The sequence below is a fragment of the Psychrobacillus sp. NPDC093200 genome, assembly GCF_050280345.1.
In the GTDB taxonomy this organism is placed as follows: Bacteria; Bacillota; Bacilli; order Bacillales_A; family Planococcaceae; genus Psychrobacillus; species Psychrobacillus faecigallinarum.
Map to the genome: position 1 here is coordinate 190,028 of NZ_JBNNVC010000005.1, position 18,571 is coordinate 208,598.

15 protein-coding genes are annotated in these 18,571 nt (G+C 35.3%); 7 read left to right on the forward strand and 8 right to left on the reverse strand.

All coding sequences use genetic code 11. The features are described from left to right. Positions 1–123: 123 nt before the first annotated feature. The 8 genes from noc to rpmH form a co-directional block, all read right to left on the reverse strand. The gene (gene noc, locus ACQKNZ_RS17760) at positions 124–996 is read right to left on the reverse strand and encodes a nucleoid occlusion protein (RefSeq protein ID WP_144540281.1); all 873 of its coding nucleotides are present in this window, start codon (positions 994–996) and stop codon (positions 124–126) included. Positions 997–1,083: 87 nt separating this feature from the next. Then, entirely contained in the window at positions 1,084–1,800 is a 717-nt protein-coding gene (gene rsmG, locus ACQKNZ_RS17765) for a 16S rRNA (guanine(527)-N(7))-methyltransferase RsmG (RefSeq protein ID WP_340863942.1), read from the reverse strand. Between the two features lie 23 nt (positions 1,801–1,823). After that, a complete protein-coding gene (gene mnmG / locus ACQKNZ_RS17770) occupies positions 1,824–3,713 on the reverse strand; it encodes a tRNA uridine-5-carboxymethylaminomethyl(34) synthesis enzyme MnmG (protein ID WP_340863943.1) in 1,890 nt (629 codons plus the stop codon). Positions 3,714–3,735: 22 nt separating this feature from the next. Further along, the gene (gene mnmE, locus ACQKNZ_RS17775) at positions 3,736–5,121 is read right to left on the reverse strand and encodes a tRNA uridine-5-carboxymethylaminomethyl(34) synthesis GTPase MnmE (RefSeq protein ID WP_144540287.1); all 1,386 of its coding nucleotides are present in this window, start codon (positions 5,119–5,121) and stop codon (positions 3,736–3,738) included. Positions 5,122–5,551: 430 nt separating this feature from the next. Continuing rightward, entirely contained in the window at positions 5,552–6,310 is a 759-nt protein-coding gene (gene jag / locus ACQKNZ_RS17780; protein WP_144540289.1) for an RNA-binding cell elongation regulator Jag/EloR, read from the reverse strand. Next, positions 6,307–7,083: a membrane protein insertase YidC gene (gene yidC, locus ACQKNZ_RS17785; RefSeq protein ID WP_144540291.1), complete on the reverse strand. Its 777-nt coding sequence runs from the start codon at positions 7,081–7,083 to the stop codon at positions 6,307–6,309. The genes jag and yidC overlap by 4 nt, the downstream gene beginning before the upstream one ends. Positions 7,084–7,149: 66 nt before the next feature. Next, positions 7,150–7,494: a ribonuclease P protein component gene (rnpA, locus tag ACQKNZ_RS17790; protein ID WP_144540293.1), complete on the reverse strand. Its 345-nt coding sequence runs from the start codon at positions 7,492–7,494 to the stop codon at positions 7,150–7,152. Positions 7,495–7,564: 70 nt separating this feature from the next. Next, positions 7,565–7,699 (reverse strand): 50S ribosomal protein L34, encoded by a 135-nt coding sequence (gene rpmH, locus ACQKNZ_RS17795; protein ID WP_144540295.1) that lies wholly within the window; start codon positions 7,697–7,699, stop codon positions 7,565–7,567. Positions 7,700–8,260: 561 nt separating this feature from the next. Between rpmH and dnaA the strand changes: the two genes are divergently transcribed. The 7 genes from dnaA to ACQKNZ_RS17830 all read left to right on the forward strand — a co-directional run bounded on the left by dnaA (position 8,261) and on the right by ACQKNZ_RS17830 (position 18,149). Continuing rightward, positions 8,261–9,610 carry a chromosomal replication initiator protein DnaA gene (gene dnaA / locus ACQKNZ_RS17800; RefSeq protein WP_370455696.1) on the forward strand — a complete coding sequence of 450 codons (1,350 nt, stop codon included), beginning with the start codon at positions 8,261–8,263 and terminating at the stop codon, positions 9,608–9,610. Between the two features lie 170 nt (positions 9,611–9,780). Beyond that, complete coding sequence (dnaN, locus tag ACQKNZ_RS17805) at positions 9,781–10,917, forward strand: DNA polymerase III subunit beta (RefSeq protein ID WP_144540300.1); 1,137 nt, start codon at positions 9,781–9,783, stop codon at positions 10,915–10,917. A 165-nt stretch (positions 10,918–11,082) separates the two neighbouring features. Continuing rightward, positions 11,083–11,310, forward strand: coding sequence for a S4 domain-containing protein YaaA (yaaA, locus tag ACQKNZ_RS17810; RefSeq protein ID WP_144540301.1), 228 nt, complete (start codon positions 11,083–11,085; stop codon positions 11,308–11,310). A gap of 1 nt (position 11,311) precedes the next feature. After that, entirely contained in the window at positions 11,312–12,424 is a 1,113-nt protein-coding gene (recF, locus tag ACQKNZ_RS17815; protein ID WP_144540304.1) for a DNA replication/repair protein RecF, read from the forward strand. Between the two features lie 48 nt (positions 12,425–12,472). Then, positions 12,473–14,395, forward strand: coding sequence for a DNA topoisomerase (ATP-hydrolyzing) subunit B (gene gyrB, locus ACQKNZ_RS17820; protein WP_144540335.1), 1,923 nt, complete (start codon positions 12,473–12,475; stop codon positions 14,393–14,395). 27 nt (positions 14,396–14,422) lie between these two features. After that, positions 14,423–16,933, forward strand: a complete 2,511-nt coding sequence (gene gyrA, locus ACQKNZ_RS17825; protein WP_427660963.1) for a DNA gyrase subunit A — start codon at positions 14,423–14,425, stop codon at positions 16,931–16,933. Between the two features lie 106 nt (positions 16,934–17,039). Further along, positions 17,040–18,149: an HD-GYP domain-containing protein gene (locus ACQKNZ_RS17830; protein WP_154311978.1), complete on the forward strand. Its 1,110-nt coding sequence runs from the start codon at positions 17,040–17,042 to the stop codon at positions 18,147–18,149. Positions 18,150–18,571 lie beyond the last annotated feature (422 nt).

Sequence of the window (18,571 nt, forward strand, 5' to 3'; positions counted from 1 at the left end):
AAAACAACTCTCTACCATTCTATCAAATTTTACAGAAAAATGAATGTTATTATTGTATTAAAAGAAAAACTCTCACAAAATAGTGAGAGTTTAATATAAAAATAAATATAGTATAATTTCTATTTATGATTTCTTCTTAGGAATTCTTACTGTAATTTGATAAAAATCTTCCGTGTCTTCTTCTTCTGTTTTTAAATTGATTCCGCTTTTAGTCACCATACTAAGTGATTGCTTAATTGTATTTAAAGCAATACGCACGTCTTTACTAATCGCTTTTCTTTTAGGCTTTGAAGCATTCTTTTCCTCTTTTACAGGAGGATTAACAATTTCATTCACTTTTTCTTCTAGTTGCTTCACGTTCCATTGCTGTTCAATAGATTCGTTCATTAACTTGATTTGTACTTCTTCATCCTTCACTTGCATGAGGGACCTAGCATGTCTTTCAGATAACCTTTTATCCATTATTGCTTGTTGGATCTCTTTAGGTAATTTTAGCAAGCGCAATTTATTGGCAACGGTAGATTGACCCTTGCCTAACCTTTGAGCTAGCGCCTCTTGCGTTAACTCATGTAGCTTTAATAGTTTCTGATATGCCACAGCTTCTTCTATTGCAGTCAGTTCTTCTCTTTGAAGGTTTTCAATCAATGCAATAGATGCTGTCTCTTTATCACTTAAATTACGTACAATGGCAGGTACCTCTGTCCATTTCAACTTGGACATCGCACGGAAACGGCGTTCACCTGCTATTATTTCATACTTATTATCTTCCATTTTTCGAATGACAATAGGTTGAATTACTCCGTGTGTATGAATTGTACGTGCCAGCTCTTCTATTTTTGCATCATCAAAAACAGTCCTAGGCTGAAACCTATTAGGAACTATCTTCTCTATGGCTACATGTACTACTTCTTCGTTATTAGTCTGCGTAGCCTCAACGACTGGATCTTGTCCTTGCTTTTCAGAACCTCCGAAAAAACGTGAGAAAGGACTTTTCATCTAACTAGCACCACCTTTTAGATACTCTTTACTTATGTTCTCGATAAAGAAAATAATTTAATAATGTTTCACGTGGAACGTTCCTCATTAAATAATAGGAGTCTTATTTGGTATACCTGGTTTTCGAGGGTATCTTTTCGGTGTGCTTTTAATTTTAGAAAAGACATATAACGTTCTCTCACTATTTTCTATCGGTAATAGAAAAGAATACTCCGCACTTTTTTCAGAGCCTAATATATTAATAGCTCTTTGCGCATCATTTAATTCATCTAATGCACTTGCAGCTTTCATTGCTATAAATTTTCCTCCAACTTTTACAAGTGGAATACATAGCTCTGAAAGTACAGAGAGTCTTGCTACCGCTCTAGCGGTAACAAGATCATATTGCTCTCTATAATCCTTATTTTGTCCAAATTCCTCAGCACGAGCATGAACAAAATGTACATCCTTTAAATTTAATTCCTTGCTTAAATGAGTTAAAAATTGAATTCTCTTATTTAAGGAATCAACAATTGTCACTTTAAGATTTGGAAAACAAATTTTCAATGGAATACTTGGAAACCCTGCCCCTGCTCCAACATCACATACAGTAAAGGAACCATTAAAATCCTCATAAAAAGAAGCACTTATAGAATCAAAAAAATGTTTTAAATATACAGATGGTTCATCTGTAATAGCTGTTAAATTCATTTTCTCGTTCCATTCCACAAGTAATTCAAAGTATTTTCTAAATTGTCCTAACTGTACTTCCGTTAGCTCAATTCCCTTTTCAGAGAGGGCTTTTTTAAATTGTTCTTCGTTCATGTTGTTCTCCTCATTGTTTAAGACTATCCAGTAATTTTAGCTATTTTACCTTGCTCAATGTAAATAAGTAGAATAGAAATATCCGCTGGGTTTACTCCTGAAATACGAGATGCTTGTGCAATTGATAGTGGTCTAACTTGCATTAACTTTTGTTTTGCTTCAGTTGCTAGTCCGGAGATTGCATTGTAATCAATTTGATCAGGGATTTTTTTATTCTCCATTTTTTTAAGCTTTTCTACTTGTTGAAGAGATTTTTCTATATAACCTTCGTATTTAACTTGTATTTCAATTTGTTCCTTTTCTTCTTCGTTAAGCTCTACTTCTAGGGGAACAAGCTGTGCAACTAAGTCATAATTCATTTCTGTTCTTTTTAGTAAATCGGAAGCTCGAATACCATCTTTTAGCTCACTTCCACCAGCATTACGAATAACCTCTTGAGTATCCTCATTTGGTTTTATAATAATCGAACGTAAACGTTTAAGTTCTTCTTCAATTCTTTTCTTTTTCTCTAAGAATTTATTATACCGCTCTTCTGGCACTAAGCCAATATTATATCCAATTTCTAACAATCTTAAATCTGCATTGTCATGGCGTAACAATAAGCGATATTCCGCTCTTGAAGTCAATAAACGATAAGGCTCATTAGTACCTTTTGTAACTAAATCATCTATAAGAACTCCAATATAGGCATCCGAGCGGCTAAGTACTCTCTCTTCCTTATTAAATACTCTAAGCGCAGCGTTAATTCCTGCCATTAAACCTTGCGCTGCTGCTTCTTCATATCCGGAAGTTCCATTAATTTGTCCAGCTGTATATAAGTTTTTCACTTTTTTGGTTTCTAGTGTAGGCCATAGCTGCGTTGGTACCATTGCATCATATTCAATTGCATAACCTGCGCGCATCATTTCTGCATTTTCTAACCCTGGAATTGAAGCCAAAAGTCTACGCTGTACGTGCTCCGGAAGACTTGTCGAAAGACCTTGCACATAAACTTCTCTCGTGTTTCGTCCCTCAGGCTCAAGGAAAATTTGATGACGTGGTTTATCATTAAATCTTACAATTTTATCTTCAATGGAAGGACAGTATCTTGGACCTGTTCCTTTAATCATACCAGAATACATTGGAGACAAATGTAAGTTATCGTTAATAATTTGATGTGTTTCTGAGCTCGTATAAGTTAACCAACATGGTAATTGATCCATAATAAATTCAGTAGTTTCAAAGCTGAATGCTCTAGGAACATCATCTCCTGGCTGAATCTCTGTTTTACTATAATCTATTGTTTTACTATTTACACGCGGTGGAGTTCCCGTTTTAAAACGTACTAGATCAAAGCCTAAATCACGAATGCTATCTGCTAGTTTAATGGACGGCTGTTGGTTATTTGGTCCGCTAGAATATTTAAGATCCCCAATAATAATTTCACCGCGTAAAAACGTCCCCGTAGTAATTACAACAGTTTCAGAACGATAAACTGCTCCAACTTGTGTAATTAGACCAACAATTTTTTCATCTTCTACTAGAAGCTCTTCGACAACTGCTTGATGGACTGTAAGATTATCTTGTTCCTCAAGCAGTCTTTTCATCTCATTTTGGTATAGAACCTTATCTGCTTGTGCTCTAAGTGCACGAACAGCTGGCCCCTTTCCTGTATTCAACATTCTCATTTGAATGTGAGTTCTATCTATCACTTTACCCATGGCGCCGCCTAATGCGTCAATTTCACGCACAACAATTCCTTTTGCAGGGCCTCCGATGGATGGATTACATGGCATAAATGCAATCATATCAAGATTTATTGTTAAAACAAGCGTTTTTGCACCCATTTTGGCAGCGGCTAAAGCGGCTTCAACACCGGCATGCCCTGCTCCAACAACAATCACATCGAACTTGCCTGCTTCAAAGTTTGGCATGTTCGTAACTTCCTCTCGTTTTTTATTTTCCTAAACAAAATTGAGCAAATAATTGGTCAATCAAACTTTCTTCAACTGTATCCCCAATTATCTCTCCTAATATTTCCCATGTTCTAGTGACATCTATTTGTATCATGTCTACCGGCACATGATTATGTGCTGCTTCTATAGCATCGGTAATCGTGGATTTAGCTAAATTCAACAAAGCAATATGGCGAGCGTTAGATACATAGGTGATGTCCGATACTTCAATATTTCCTTCAAAGAACAAGGATGATATTGACTCTTCTAGCTCGTCAATTCCCTCTTCTTTTAATAAAGAAGTAGTTACTACTCGCTTGTCACCTGCCAGTTGCTTCACTTCATCATAATTTAGTTTGTTAGGAAGATCTGTCTTATTAATAATGACAATATAATCCATTCCTTTAATAGTCTCGAATATTCTTTTATCCTCGTCGGATAGATGTTCAGCGTTATTTAAAACAAGCAATATTAAATCTGCTTCTTTCAAAACTTGGCGTGATTTTTCTACACCAATCCGTTCCACTATATCCTCTGTTTCTCGAATACCCGCTGTGTCAACCAACTTCAAAGGGACTCCACGTACATTTACATATTCTTCTATAATATCTCTTGTAGTTCCTGCTATTTCTGTAACAATTGCCTTATTTTCTTGAATTAAACTATTTAAAAGAGATGATTTTCCTACATTCGGTCTTCCAACAATAGCAGTGGAAAGACCTTCTCTTAGGATTTTCCCTTGGGAAGAAGTAATTAATAGCTTTTCAATCTCTTCCTTCACCCAGGTTCCTTTTTCAATCATCATAGGAAGCGTCATCTCTTCAACATCGTCATATTCTGGATAATCAATGTTCACCTCAACTTGAGCTAAAGTCTCAAGGAGGGCTTGTCTTAATGTCTTAATAAGCCTTGATAAACGACCGTCCATTTGACCCAAAGCCACATTCATCGCTTTGTCCGTTTTCGCCCTTATTAAATCCATTACTGCTTCAGCTTGTGACAGATCTATTCGTCCATTTAAAAAAGCACGTTTTGTAAACTCACCAGGTTCCGCAAGCCGTGCACCATTTATAAGTATTAACTGGAGGACTCTATTAACTGTAACTAGTCCACCGTGACAATTTATCTCTACTACGTCTTCTCTCGTAAACGTCTTTGGACCTTTCATAAGAGAGATCATGACTTCTTCTACTACATCATTGGTCTTTGGATCGACTAAGTGTCCATAATGAATGGTATGTGAGGGCTGCTCTGCTAAGTTTTTTCCATTTGGCGAACGGAAAACCTTATTTGCTATTGAAATCGCCTCTGTCCCACTAAGTCTAACTATAGCTATTGCTCCTTCTCCTAATGGAGTAGAAATTGCAGCTATTGTATCAAATTCCATCAACGTACACCTCCTTGCACATTTAGTTATCCACATGTGAATAACTAAAACGAACATGACTATCTAACATATAACAATAACATATTTTAACCTAAATCAGAAGCATAGTTACTTTTAATTATGTGAACAAAAATAGCACGCTTCCAAGTAATTATTTGCTAACTCCAGGAAATTATATTATTTTTCTTATTAAAAATATATTTTGCCCAACACGCTTGAGTTTACGCTTCACTGTATACATTTTTAACAAAAATTATAGACGCTCTATGAAATCCAATAAAACATCCCTCCATAATGGTTTCCTTTACGCTTTAAATAAAAGTTTGACTTTATAGTATAGAGCTTTTGCCGAGTTGTATTTAAGAACAAAGCGTGCACTCAAAAGAAGAAAACGGATTTCAGCTTGTAATTAAGCTAAAACCCGTTTTGCTTATTTTATTGATTCTATAACTAAATATCTGTTTGGCTCAGTTCCCACTGAGTAAGTTTCTATATCTACTCTCGAAGATAAAGCATTATGAATAATCTTTCTCTCCGATGAGGACATAGGCTCAAATTCAACTGGTTGCCCTGTACGTACTGCTTTATCTGCCATACGCTCAGCTAATTGTTCTAAAGATTCTTGTCTTCTTTCACGGTAATTACCAACATCTAGCTTTATAAGGATAAATGATTGAGAAAATTTGTTAGCAACTAATTGGGATAGTTTTTCTAAAGCATTTAATGTTTGACCTCGTTTCCCTATTAACAATGCTGCTTTCTCACTATTTAAGTGGAGATAAATAAATTTGCCTTCTCTTTTTTCTGTAATGACTAAATCCTCTATTTCCATTTCCTTAGCGATAGTTTTGATATATTGGATAGTTTCTGCTACCGCTTCTTCGTTACTTGGTGTCTCACTGGATTCTATCATTTCCTTTATGTCTTCTTTTACAGAGGATTCATCCGGAAATGTCTTTTCAGTTATTGACTCTTTTACATGTTCCTCAATAATAACTTCCTTAGAAGGCTCTTCTTTTATTAAAACAGTTACTTCAACAACTGCAGGCTTTGCTCCAAATCCTAAAAAGCCCTTTTTACCTTCTTCCACTACGGTAATTGACACATCTTCTCTCGATACTTCAAGTTTTTTTAGTGCAACGTTTATAGCTTCCTCTTTCGTAGGTGCAGTCTGTGTAATCTGCTTCATTTTTTGGCCCCTCCCGTTTTTGCTTTAACAGGTACTTTCTTTTCTTTGTTCCAAGGTTTATAAATGAATAAATTTTGGATTATAGAAATGATATTACCGATTACCCAATACAATGTTAATGCGGCTGGTAATACGATACCAAATCCCATAATCATAAATGGCATTATATACATCATGATCTTCATTTGAGGGTTGTCCATCGCTGGACCAGTTCTTAACACTATTAATTGCATAATACCAGCTAATACTGCAAGAATAATACTCGGTTCTGCTAAAGCAAAGCCCAAGAAATCTCCCAAATTAATCTCAGGAGTATTATTCATTCGGCTAATTGCGTGGTAGAAACCGATTAAGATTGGCATTTGTATAAAGACTGGTAGACATCCTGCAGCAGGGTTAATCTTTCTATCTTTGTATAAAGCCATCATTTCCTGTTGGAACTTTTGTTGTGTTACAGCATCTTTTGAACTGTATTTTTCTTTCAGCTTTAGCATCTCTGGCTGTATCTCTTGCATTGCTTTAGAGTTTTTTGTTTGCTTGATCATTAATGGTAAGATTACTAATCGAATAATAATCGTAACAGCAATAATCCCCAAACCATACGTTCCTAAAATTCCTTTAAAAAACGTTATGGCTGACACTAATGGCCAAACGATGTATTCATTCCAGAAGCCTTCCGAAGTATTATAGATCGGCTCATTGAATTCCGTACAACCCGCTAGTAAAGCAGTCATTACTATTAATAATAATAGTAAAGGTAATTTTCTTTTCAACCTTCTTCCCCCTATTAATATACATTCTATCTTTCACTATCTTAACACTTCAATGAAAAGACTTCATTAGCTTTTCTTTTTTATAACCTTTGCTACTTTCAAAACATGCTCCAGACTCTTTTTCGTTTCATGAAAATCTAATGTGGCCGCCGAGTTTCGGGCGATAATAATATAGTCTTTGCTTGTATCTACTGAATCATTCAGCTCTAAAAAAGATTGGCGAATATACCGTTTAATACGATTACGAACTACTGCGTTACCAACTTTTTTACTGACAGATAACCCTATACGAAAAAAGTCATGTTCGTTTTCTAGCTTATAAACAACAAATTGTCTGTTCGCAAATGATTTGCCTTTTTTAAAAATTTGCTGGAATTCAGCATTTTTTTTAATACGTTGTTTCTTATTCATCCATTCACCTGCTCCAACTAATCGTTTTGAAAGAAAAAAAAGACCACTGAATTGGTCAGTGGACTTATGATTATGCTGATAATACTTTTCTTCCTTTTGCACGACGTGCTGCTATTACGCGGCGACCGTTCTTAGTACTCATACGTGCGCGGAAACCGTGATTTTTTGCTCTTTTACGGCTATTTGGTTGGAATGTACGTTTCATCTATATGACACCTCCTGAGTGATCATCTTTAAAATGTTCCTTAGACAGTCTCCGATATTATATAAAAACTATACTATATTTGTCAATATTTATTTAGACACCGCAAGTCTAACCTCTCTCTTATTCTTATCCACATTCTTTATAGCTTTTTCCCAAACTCCTGTGAATAACAATTTTCGACAGAAAAATTATCCACATAGCTTATGAACATGTTTTTAACATACTCCTATGCTGTGGACAACTCTCACTGTTAATTATTTTAATATTGTGGATAACTTTAAAATATCTTGTAATCACTACGTTTTTTTGATACGATATCTGTGTTTTACTTTTTCAAACGAAATATGCGATTTTTTATTATCCACAACTGTTAGTAATCTGTGGACAAGTTTTTCCCCATACGTTTATAAAGTTTATCCACAGGCCGTGGATTTGTGTATATAACCTAAATTATACATATAAATATAAAGTAAAATTATTCATTTTCTTTATTGGAAAAAATAATGCTCGTAAATAAGTAAGAGAGAAATTATCTCTTATTAATCTATAGAAAAGGAGTTTATGTTATTGGAACACTTAGAAGAACTTTGGGCTAAGGTTCTCTCTGAAGTTGAAAAGAAAACATCCAAACCAAGCTTTGAAACGTGGTTAAAATCTACTAAGATGCTTTCTTACAAAGGAGAGACTGTGACCATAGCTGCGCCAAATTCCTTTGCAAGGGATTGGCTAGAGAATCATTATGTTCACCTAATTGCTGGTATTCTTACAGAGTTGACTGGCAATGAACTACTTATTTCTTTTGTAGTTCCAAAAGGACAAGACTTTGAAGATTTTGATGTACCAAAGCCAAAAACACCGGTACCTCCAGACAATCAACCTGACTTTTCACCTGGGATGCTTAACTCCAAGAACACCTTTGATACCTTTGTCATTGGTTCCGGCAACCGTTTTGCCCATGCAGCTTCTTTGGCAGTCGCAGAGGCACCAGCAAAAGCATATAATCCTCTTTTTATATATGGAGGGGTAGGATTAGGAAAAACCCACTTAATGCATGCGATTGGACATTATGTTCAAGAACACAATCCGAATGCAAAAGTGGTTTATTTATCTTCTGAAAAGTTTACAAATGAATTTATCAACTCCATTAGAGATAACAAAGCAGTTGATTTCCGTAACAAATACCGAAATGTTGACGTGCTTCTTATAGATGATATTCAATTCCTTGCAGGAAAAGAATCAACTCAGGAAGAATTTTTCCATACTTTTAACGCTTTACATGAAGAATCGAAGCAAATTGTTATTTCAAGTGACCGTCCACCAAAAGAAATACCGACATTAGAGGACCGTTTGCGATCTCGTTTTGAGTGGGGATTAATAACTGATATAGCTCCTCCAGATCTAGAAACGAGAATTGCAATTTTACGTAAAAAAGCCCGCGCGGACGGCTTAGATATTTCCGATGAAGTAATGGCCTACATTGCAAATCAGATAGACTCAAATATACGTGAACTAGAAGGCGCCCTAATACGTGTGGTGGCCTATTCTTCACTTGTCAATAAAGATATAAATATAGATTTAGCTGCTGAAGCATTAAAAGATATATTGCCAAACGCACGTCCAAGAATCATTACTATATTAGATATTCAAAAGGTTGTAGGAGAACATTTCCATATTCGCTTAGAGGATTTTACTGCTAAAAAGCGTACAAAATCTATAGCTTTTCCTCGTCAAGTAGCAATGTATCTCTCTAGAGAATTAACCGACTTCTCTTTACCTAAAATTGGAGAAGAATTTGGGGGAAGAGATCACACAACTGTGATCCATGCTCATGAGAAGATTTCCACAATGCTAAAGGTAGATATGAATTTGCAGGACGATGTAAAGCAAATTAAATCTATCCTCGGAAGATAATCACATTGTGGATAAGTTGTATTTTAGGTGCTATACTTAAGAACAACTTATACACATGGGGATATGTGGCGGATTATAGCGAATTATGTAGTTATCAACATATCCACAGGCCCTATTACTATATCTATTAATCTTTTAATAAATAATAATTATATAAGTGAGGTATAAAAATGAAATTCGATGTAATGAGAGATAGTTTATTGAATGGACTAAATGATGTTATGAAAGCAGTTAGTTCTAAAACAACTATTCCAATATTAACTGGTCTAAAATTAGAAGTAACAAAAGAAGGATTATATATAACTGGTAGTGACTCAGATATTACAATTCAAACTTTCATACCAGTGGAGAAAAACGGAGAACAAATAATAAAAGTAATAGAAATAGGATCTATTGTATTACAAGCTAGAGTATTTAATGAGATTGTACGTAAATTACCTACCAATGATGTTGAAATTGAAGTAACAAATCAATTTCAAACATATATTCGCTCAGGTAAATCAGAATTTAACTTAATTGGTCTAGACGCTAGTGAATATCCTTTGCTTCCACAATTAGAAGAGGAACATCAATTCTTTATTCCGTCTGATTTGTTAAAGTCAATAATTAAAGAAACTGTTTTTGCCGTTTCCACATCTGAGAACCGTCCTGTTTTAACCGGTGTAAACTGGCAGGTTAACGATGGTGAATTACACTGTGTTGCAACAGACAGCCATCGCCTTGCTAAAAGAAAAACAGCTTTAAAAGATTTACCTGAAGAAGCATACAGTGTGGTTATTCCAGGGAAAAGCTTAAATGAACTGAACAAAATTTTAGAAGAAACTTCTTCAGAAGTCGCTATTGTTATGACACAACAACAAATCTTATTTAAAACTGAAGATGTATTGTTCTATTCTAGATTGTTAGAAGGAAATTATCCTGACACATCTCGTTTAATCCCAAGTGAATATAAAACAACCATTGTCGTAAATAGTAAATCATTGTTACAAGCAATTGACCGAGCTTCATTGTTGGCTCGTGAAGAAAGAAACAACGTAGTTCGCTTTTCCACAATCGATCAAAGCTCAGTAGAAGTTTCTTTCAACTCTCCCGAAATAGGTAAAGTTGAAGAAGAAATTCAAGCAGAAACAATTGATGGTGAAGAACTTAAAATATCTTTCAGTGCTAAATATATGATGGATGCTTTAAAGGCAATCGATGGACAAGACGTAAAAATTCTATTCTCAGGCGCAATGAGACCATTTGTATTGAAGTCTGTCCATGACGATTCTATTTTACAACTGATATTACCGGTAAGAACTTACTAAGAAACATGTAAGCACCCTTGTTTGCTCCGATAAGAGAAAACTTTTTTATCTTTAAAAAAACAATATAAGCAGAGATAGTCACTAATTGTGGCTATCTTTTTTACTTATTTACTTTATTAGAGTAAAATGAAGGGATAAAGAAAATGAGAAGAGGTTGGATGATTAGTGGAAGAGATTCGATTTGACTCGGAATATATTACGCTTGGTCAATTACTTAAAATGACAGACGCTATAGATTCAGGTGGAATGGCCAAATGGTTTTTGAGCGAAAATCCAGTATATATAAATGGAGAAGTAGATCAAAGAAGAGGAAGAAAATTAAGAAACAAAGACGTAGTGAATATTCCAGGAGTAGGAAAATTTCTAATGATTGGACCTGAGAACGGAGAGTAATATGTATATTGAACGACTCGAATTAAATGACTTCCGTAACTACGATTCAATCGAGCTGGATTTTTCCTCGAAGATTAATGTTCTTATTGGAGAAAATGCTCAAGGAAAGACGAATTTAATGGAATCCCTTTACGTTTTATCTATGGCAAAATCTCATAGAACTTCCAATGACAAAGAATTGATACGTTGGGAAGCAGAGTATGGTAAAATAAAAGGTGATATTCAAAAAAAATATGGGCGAATCCCTTTGGAATTGATCTTGTCTAAAAAAGGTAAAAAGGCTAAAGTTAATCATTTAGAACAAAGCAGACTCAGTGACTATATTGGTCAATTGAACGTAGTGATGTTTGCTCCAGAAGATTTATTTTTAGTAAAAGGAAGTCCGCTAGTTAGAAGACGATTTTTAGATATGGAAATTGGACAAATATCTCCAAGATATTTACATGATTTGCTTCAATTCCAAAAGATATTGAAACAAAGAAACCATATATTAAAACAAAATCAAGGAAAACCTAAGTTAACGGATGTCATGTTCGACGTATATACAGAACAATATATAGATGCAGCGGTAAAAGTTATCCAAAAAAGATTTCAATTTATGGATTTGCTTCAAAAGTGGGCGGAACCGATACATTTCGGTATTTCTAGAGGGTTAGAAAAACTCACAGTTGTATATGACTCTACTATAGGTATCAAAGCGGATTGGTCTGAAGATGCTATGAAGGCCAGCATGGAAAAGAAGTTATTTGATAGTCAAAAAAGAGAGTTAGATCGGGGAGTTACATTATATGGACCACATCGTGATGACCTCCAATTTTTTGTGAATAACTATGATGTCCAAACATACGGATCACAGGGACAACAACGAACCACGGCTTTATCTCTTAAATTAGCTGAAATCGAATTGATAAAACAGGAGGTAGGTGAAGCTCCTGTTTTATTGCTGGATGACGTATTATCGGAATTAGATGACTACAGACAATCTCATCTATTGACGACTATTCATGGCGATGTTCAAACCTTTGTTACGACTACAAGTGTAGAAGGAATTGCCCATGATACTATTCAACAGGCGAGAATGTTCCACGTGGAGCAAGGAGCAGTTATAAAGTAAAGATTCACCATTATTGAAGTGATGAAAGAGTGGGTGAGCAAGTTGGCAATGGAAGAAAAAGAATTACAACCATCTTATGATGCTGATCAGATACAAGTATTAGAAGGTTTAGAGGCAGTAAGAAAACGTCCAGGGATGTATATAGGTACTACTAGCTCTAAAGGTCTTCACCATCTTGTATGGGAAATTGTTGATAATAGTATTGACGAAGCTCTTGCTGGGTATTGTGATCACATTATAGTGACGATTGAAAAAGAAAATTGGATTCGAGTAGAAGACAATGGCCGTGGTATCCCAGTAGACAATCAAGAAAAAATGGGAAAACCAGCAGTTGAAGTAATCATGACAGTGCTCCATGCCGGCGGTAAATTTGGCGGCGGAGGCTATAAAGTCTCAGGAGGACTTCATGGTGTTGGTGCTTCAGTTGTAAATGCCTTGTCCGAACATACAGAAGTATATGTAAAACGTGATGGAAAAATGCATAGTATTAAATTTGAACGTGGTGCTGTTGTTTCTTCTCTTGAAATCATTGGAGATGCATCAGAAACAGGAACTACTACAAGATTTAAAGCAGACCCAGAGATTTTTACTGAAACTACAGTGTATGAGTATGATATTCTAGCTCACCGTGTAAGAGAATTGGCTTATTTGAACCGAGGATTATCTATTACGATTGCAGATGAAAGAGATGGCCAAGAAAAATCAGTTAAGTATCTATATGAAGGCGGTATTAAGTCTTACGTAGAAGATTTAAATAAATCAAAAGAGCCTATTACGGAAGAAGCAATATTTGTAGAGGGAGAAAAAGATGGAATATCTATAGAAATTGCTATGCAATACAATGGCGGATATTCATCTAATATTCTTTCTTTCGCAAATAATATTAATACGTATGAAGGCGGAACACATGAGTCTGGCTTTAAAACTGCGCTTACACGCGTTATCAATGACTATGCAAGAAAAAATGGATTGCTAAAAGAGGCAGATACTAATTTATCTGGAGATGATGTACGAGAAGGTTTAACAGCTATCGTATCGGTAAAACATCCAGATCCTCAATTTGAAGGCCAAACAAAAACGAAGCTAGGTAACTCAGAGGTAAGTACTATAACAAATAGTTTATTTGCTGAAGGTTTCGATAGATTTTTATTAGAAAATCCTCAAATTGCTCGAAAAATTGTCGACAAGGGGCTGATGGCTGCACGTGCTCGTGTTGCTGCGAAAAAAGCACGTGAGTTAACCCGTCGCAAATCTGCACTAGAGGTTTCAAGTCTACCTGGTAAACTAGCGGACTGTTCTTCCCGAGTTCCAGCTGAAAGTGAATTATATATTGTAGAGGGTGACTCTGCAGGAGGCTCTGCTAAGTCTGGTCGTGATCGACATTTCCAAGCCATTCTACCTTTAAGAGGTAAAATCCTAAATGTAGAAAAAGCTAGATTAGATAGAATCCTAGGTAATGCAGAAATCCGTACAATGATAACAGCGCTTGGTACAGGTATCGGTGAAGAATTTATATTGGAAAAAGCACGTTATCATAAAATTATAATCATGACGGATGCCGATGTAGACGGAGCACACATCCGAACATTATTACTTACATTCTTCTTCCGATTTATGAGACCATTAATTGAAGCAGGTTATGTATATGCTGCACAGCCGCCTCTATACCAAGTGAAACAAGGTAAACATGTGGAGTATTGTTATAATGATGAGCAATTGAAAGAAATTATAGATAGATTGCCGAAAACTTCAAAACCAAATATTCAACGATATAAAGGTCTAGGAGAAATGGATGCTACTCAATTATGGGAAACTACTATGGATCCTGACAATCGTACATTACTTCAGGTAAACCTTGACAATGCGATGGAGGCAGACGAAGTCTTCACACAATTAATGGGGGAAGAAGTAGAGCCAAGACGTCAATTTATTGAAGATAATGCTGTTTATGTGAAAAATTTAGATATTTAAGAATGTGTTTAACTGGAGGTCTTTAGGATGTCAGAAATACCGAATAAAGGTGTCAAAGGGATCAATATTAGTACAGAAATGAGAACATCCTTTCTTGACTATGCGATGAGTGTAATTGTGTCCCGTGCTTTACCAGATGTTCGTGATGGATTAAAGCCCGTACATCGTCGAATTTTATATGGGATGCAAGAGTTAGGAAATACACCAGATAAGCCTCATAAGAAATCTGCTCGTATCGTTGGGGATGTTATGGGGAAATACCATCCTCATGGTGACTCATCTATATACGAAGCAATGGTACGTATGGCACAAGATTTTAGTTATCGTTATATGCTCGTAGATGGTCATGGTAACTTTGGATCCGTAGATGGAGATGGAGCAGCTGCGATGCGTTATACGGAATCCCGTATGTCCAAAATTGCTTTAGAGTTATTGAGAGATATAAATAAAAATACAATTGATTATAAAGATAATTATGATGGACAAGAAAGAGAGCCTGTTGTCTTACCAAGTAGATATCCTAATTTACTAGTAAACGGTGCTTCAGGTATTGCAGTAGGAATGGCTACAAATATTCCTTCTCACAATTTGGGAGAAATTATTAATGGTGTTTTAGCTTTATCTGAAAATCCTGCTATTACTATAGAGGAATTGATGAATATTATTCCTGGTCCTGATTTCCCAACTGGCGGGATTATTTTGGGTCGAAGCGGTATTCGTCGTGCTTATGAAACTGGTAAGGGCTCTATTTTAATCCGAGCAAAAGTGGAAATTGAGCAAAAACCTAGTGGAAAAGAAGTTATCATTGTTAAAGAAATACCTTATCAAGTTAACAAAGCTCGTTTAATAGAGAAAATCGCTGAACTAGTACGCGATAAAAAGATTGATGGAATTACTCATTTGGCCGACGAGTCAGATCGTAATGGTATGCGTATTGTAATTGAGGTACGCAAAGACGCTAACTCTCACGTTTTACTTAACAACTTATATAAACAAACAGCTCTTCAATCCAGCTTTGGTATCAATATGTTAGCTTTAGTAGATAACCAACCTAAAGTACTTAACATTAAAGAAATGCTTTACTATTACTTAGAACATCAAAAAGTGGTTATTCGCCGACGTACACAATTTGAATTGAATAAAGCGGAAGATCGAGCACATATCTTAGAAGGTTTACGTATTGCTTTAGATCATATCGATGAAATTATTAAATTGATCCGTTCATCTCAAACAGGTGAGGAAGCTAAAAGAGGCTTAACTGAACAATTTAATTTATCAGAACGCCAAGCACAAGCTATTCTAGATATGCGTTTACAACGTTTGACAGGATTAGAGCGCGATAAGATTGAGGAAGAATATAAAGCTTTAGTAGAACTAATTGAAGAACTTAAATTCATTTTAGCTAATGAATATCGAGTGATAGAAATTATTCGTGAAGAAATTACTGAAATTAGAGATCGATACTCTGATGATCGTAGAACAGAAATTGTAGCTGGTGGAGTAGAGGTATTTGAGGACGAAGATTTAATACCGGTTGAAAACTCTGTGCTTACTTTAACAAATAAAGGGTATATTAAACGTTTGCCTGCAAATACGTACAAGAGTCAAAAACGTGGTGGTCGTGGAGTTCAAGGAATGGGCACCAATGAAAACGACTTCGTAGAACATTTATTGAATACATCAACTCATGACACAATTCTATTCTTTACAAATAAAGGTAAGGTTTATCGTGCAAGAGGATTTGAGATACCAGAGTATGGACGCACAGCTAAAGGTCTACCACTCATTAATCTATTAGGAATTGAAAAAGACGAGCATGTTACTGCTATGATTCCAATGGCAACGTTTGAGGAAGATAGCTATTTTATCTTCACAACTAAGCATGGTGTAACAAAACGTACACCAGTGTCAGGTTTTGCTCATATTCGTGCTAATGGCTTAATAGCTATCTCTTTACGTGATGAGGACGAACTCATTGCAGTTCGTTTAACAGACGGTAAAAAACAAATTATAATTGGTACACGACAAGGCAAGCTTGTAAGATTTGAAGAAACTGATATTCGTTCTATGGGTCGTACAGCTGGTGGAGTAAGAGGAATTCGCTTGAAGGATGACGATTACGTTGTCGGTATGGAAATTATTGAACCTGGTCAAGAAATCCTAGTAGTAACTGAGAAGGGATATGGAAAACGTACCCCAGAATCAGAATATCGATTACAAACTAGAGGTGGGATGGGTGTGAAAACATGCCAAATCACTGAGAAAAATGGACCTTTATGTGCTGTGAAGGCAGTGGAAGGTTTAGAAGACTTAATGTTAATCACGATAAATGGAATGTTAATCCGTATGGATGTTAATGACATTTCAATTACAGGAAGAAGCACTCAAGGAGTGCGCCTGATGAGATTATCAAATAATGAGTTAATAGCTACCGTTGCTAAAGTTGCAAAAGAAGATGAGGAAGAAGAAACAGACGATGAAATTGTAGAAGAAGTAGCTTCTAACAATGAAGATGATTCTACCTCAATAGAAGAATAATTACTAAATCACCCTTAAACTTAGTTTAAGGGTGATTTTTTTACATATACAAAATTGAAAAAAATTTAGTATAATTAAGGAAAATAAAAGAAAAGCAGGGTATAAAATGGAATATACTTTACAAAATTTAGATGAAATTAGAATTGGTAGTATCGTTGCCGAAGATCTGTTTGTGAACACTAAATACCCAATTATGCGTAAAGATACAAGGCTGACAAGAGAGCATTTAGAAGTACTAAGAGCCTTCAACGTTACTAAAGTACCTGTGTCAATTGAAAATATCTTTAATAGGTCAGAAGAAGAAATTCTAGAACTTAATAACAAGGAACGTGTTATTGTAGAAAAAAATAATTCTCTACCCCTTAATAAAACTAACTTTAAAACGTTATATAATGAATCTGTAAGTAACTTCTATAAAGAATTTTCTTCCTGGGAAGCTGGAGTGAAGGTGGATGTTGCAAAGTTAAGGCATATAGTAATGCCTTTAATAGATAGAGCGATGCAAGAAAAACAAATATTTTCTCTTCTAAATAGTTATTCATCCATTGATAAATACATAGCACATCATTCGTTGGCAGTGGGGATGCTATCTGGAGCAATTGCCAGGAAACTTCAATACACTTCTGGACAAATCAATCAAATAGCTACCGCAGGCCTTTTAGCTGATGTAGGAATGGCTAAGATTGATCAGAAGATTAGAGAAAAGAAGACTCCTCTTACAGAAAATGAATTCTCAGAAATTAAAAAACATACTATTTTTAGCTTTCAAGCTATCAAAGATAGTCCGCTGTTAAAGCCAGAGACAAAATTAGGAATCTTCCAACACCATGAACGTCTAGACGGTAGTGGTTATCCTAAGGGAGAAAAAATGGAAAATATCTCTTTGGTTGCTCAAATAATTGCAGTCGCAGATGTATACCATGCAATGACCTCTGAGAGAATATATCGAGCAAGAGCCTCTTCTTTTAAAGTATTGGAAATGATTAAGGAAGAAGAGTTTGGAAAATACAATATTGAAGCAGTTAATGCACTCATCTCTCTTGTATGCGATTTACCAATATCCACTCGAGTGAGATTATCAGATGGAGAGCTAGGAGAGATTATCTTTATCCATAGAGATTCTCCGATGAGACCTATGATACGATTGTCTGAAACTGGCCAAATCTTAGACTTAGCAGCTAAACGATCGTTACATATAGAAAGTATAATTGATTAATAATCTTTTTAGAGTTATCTATGTGTAAGTATAGAAGTAATACTTTGAGAACCAGAAAGACTTACCAAGCATTATAAAAGTAGTCGATAATTATATAGATTCATTAGGAAACATGACTAAAAACTTAAAACTATTTAAAGAATATCTCTTTCTTAAAATAGTTTTAAGTTTTATTTGATTAAAGTGTTGACTTATCTTTGAAACCTTGATAATATAGAGAAGTCGTCAAAACAAGACGAAAAAAACACATGAACATTGAAAACTGAACATGCAAAACGTTAAGACATAAAGCATCAAACAACTTCGGTTGTATTGACGCAAAACAATTTTTGACATCATTTAATGATGATGCCAGCAAAACAAAATGAGCTTTTTAAGTTCTCTATTATGGAGAGTTTGATCCTGGCTCAGGACGAACGCTG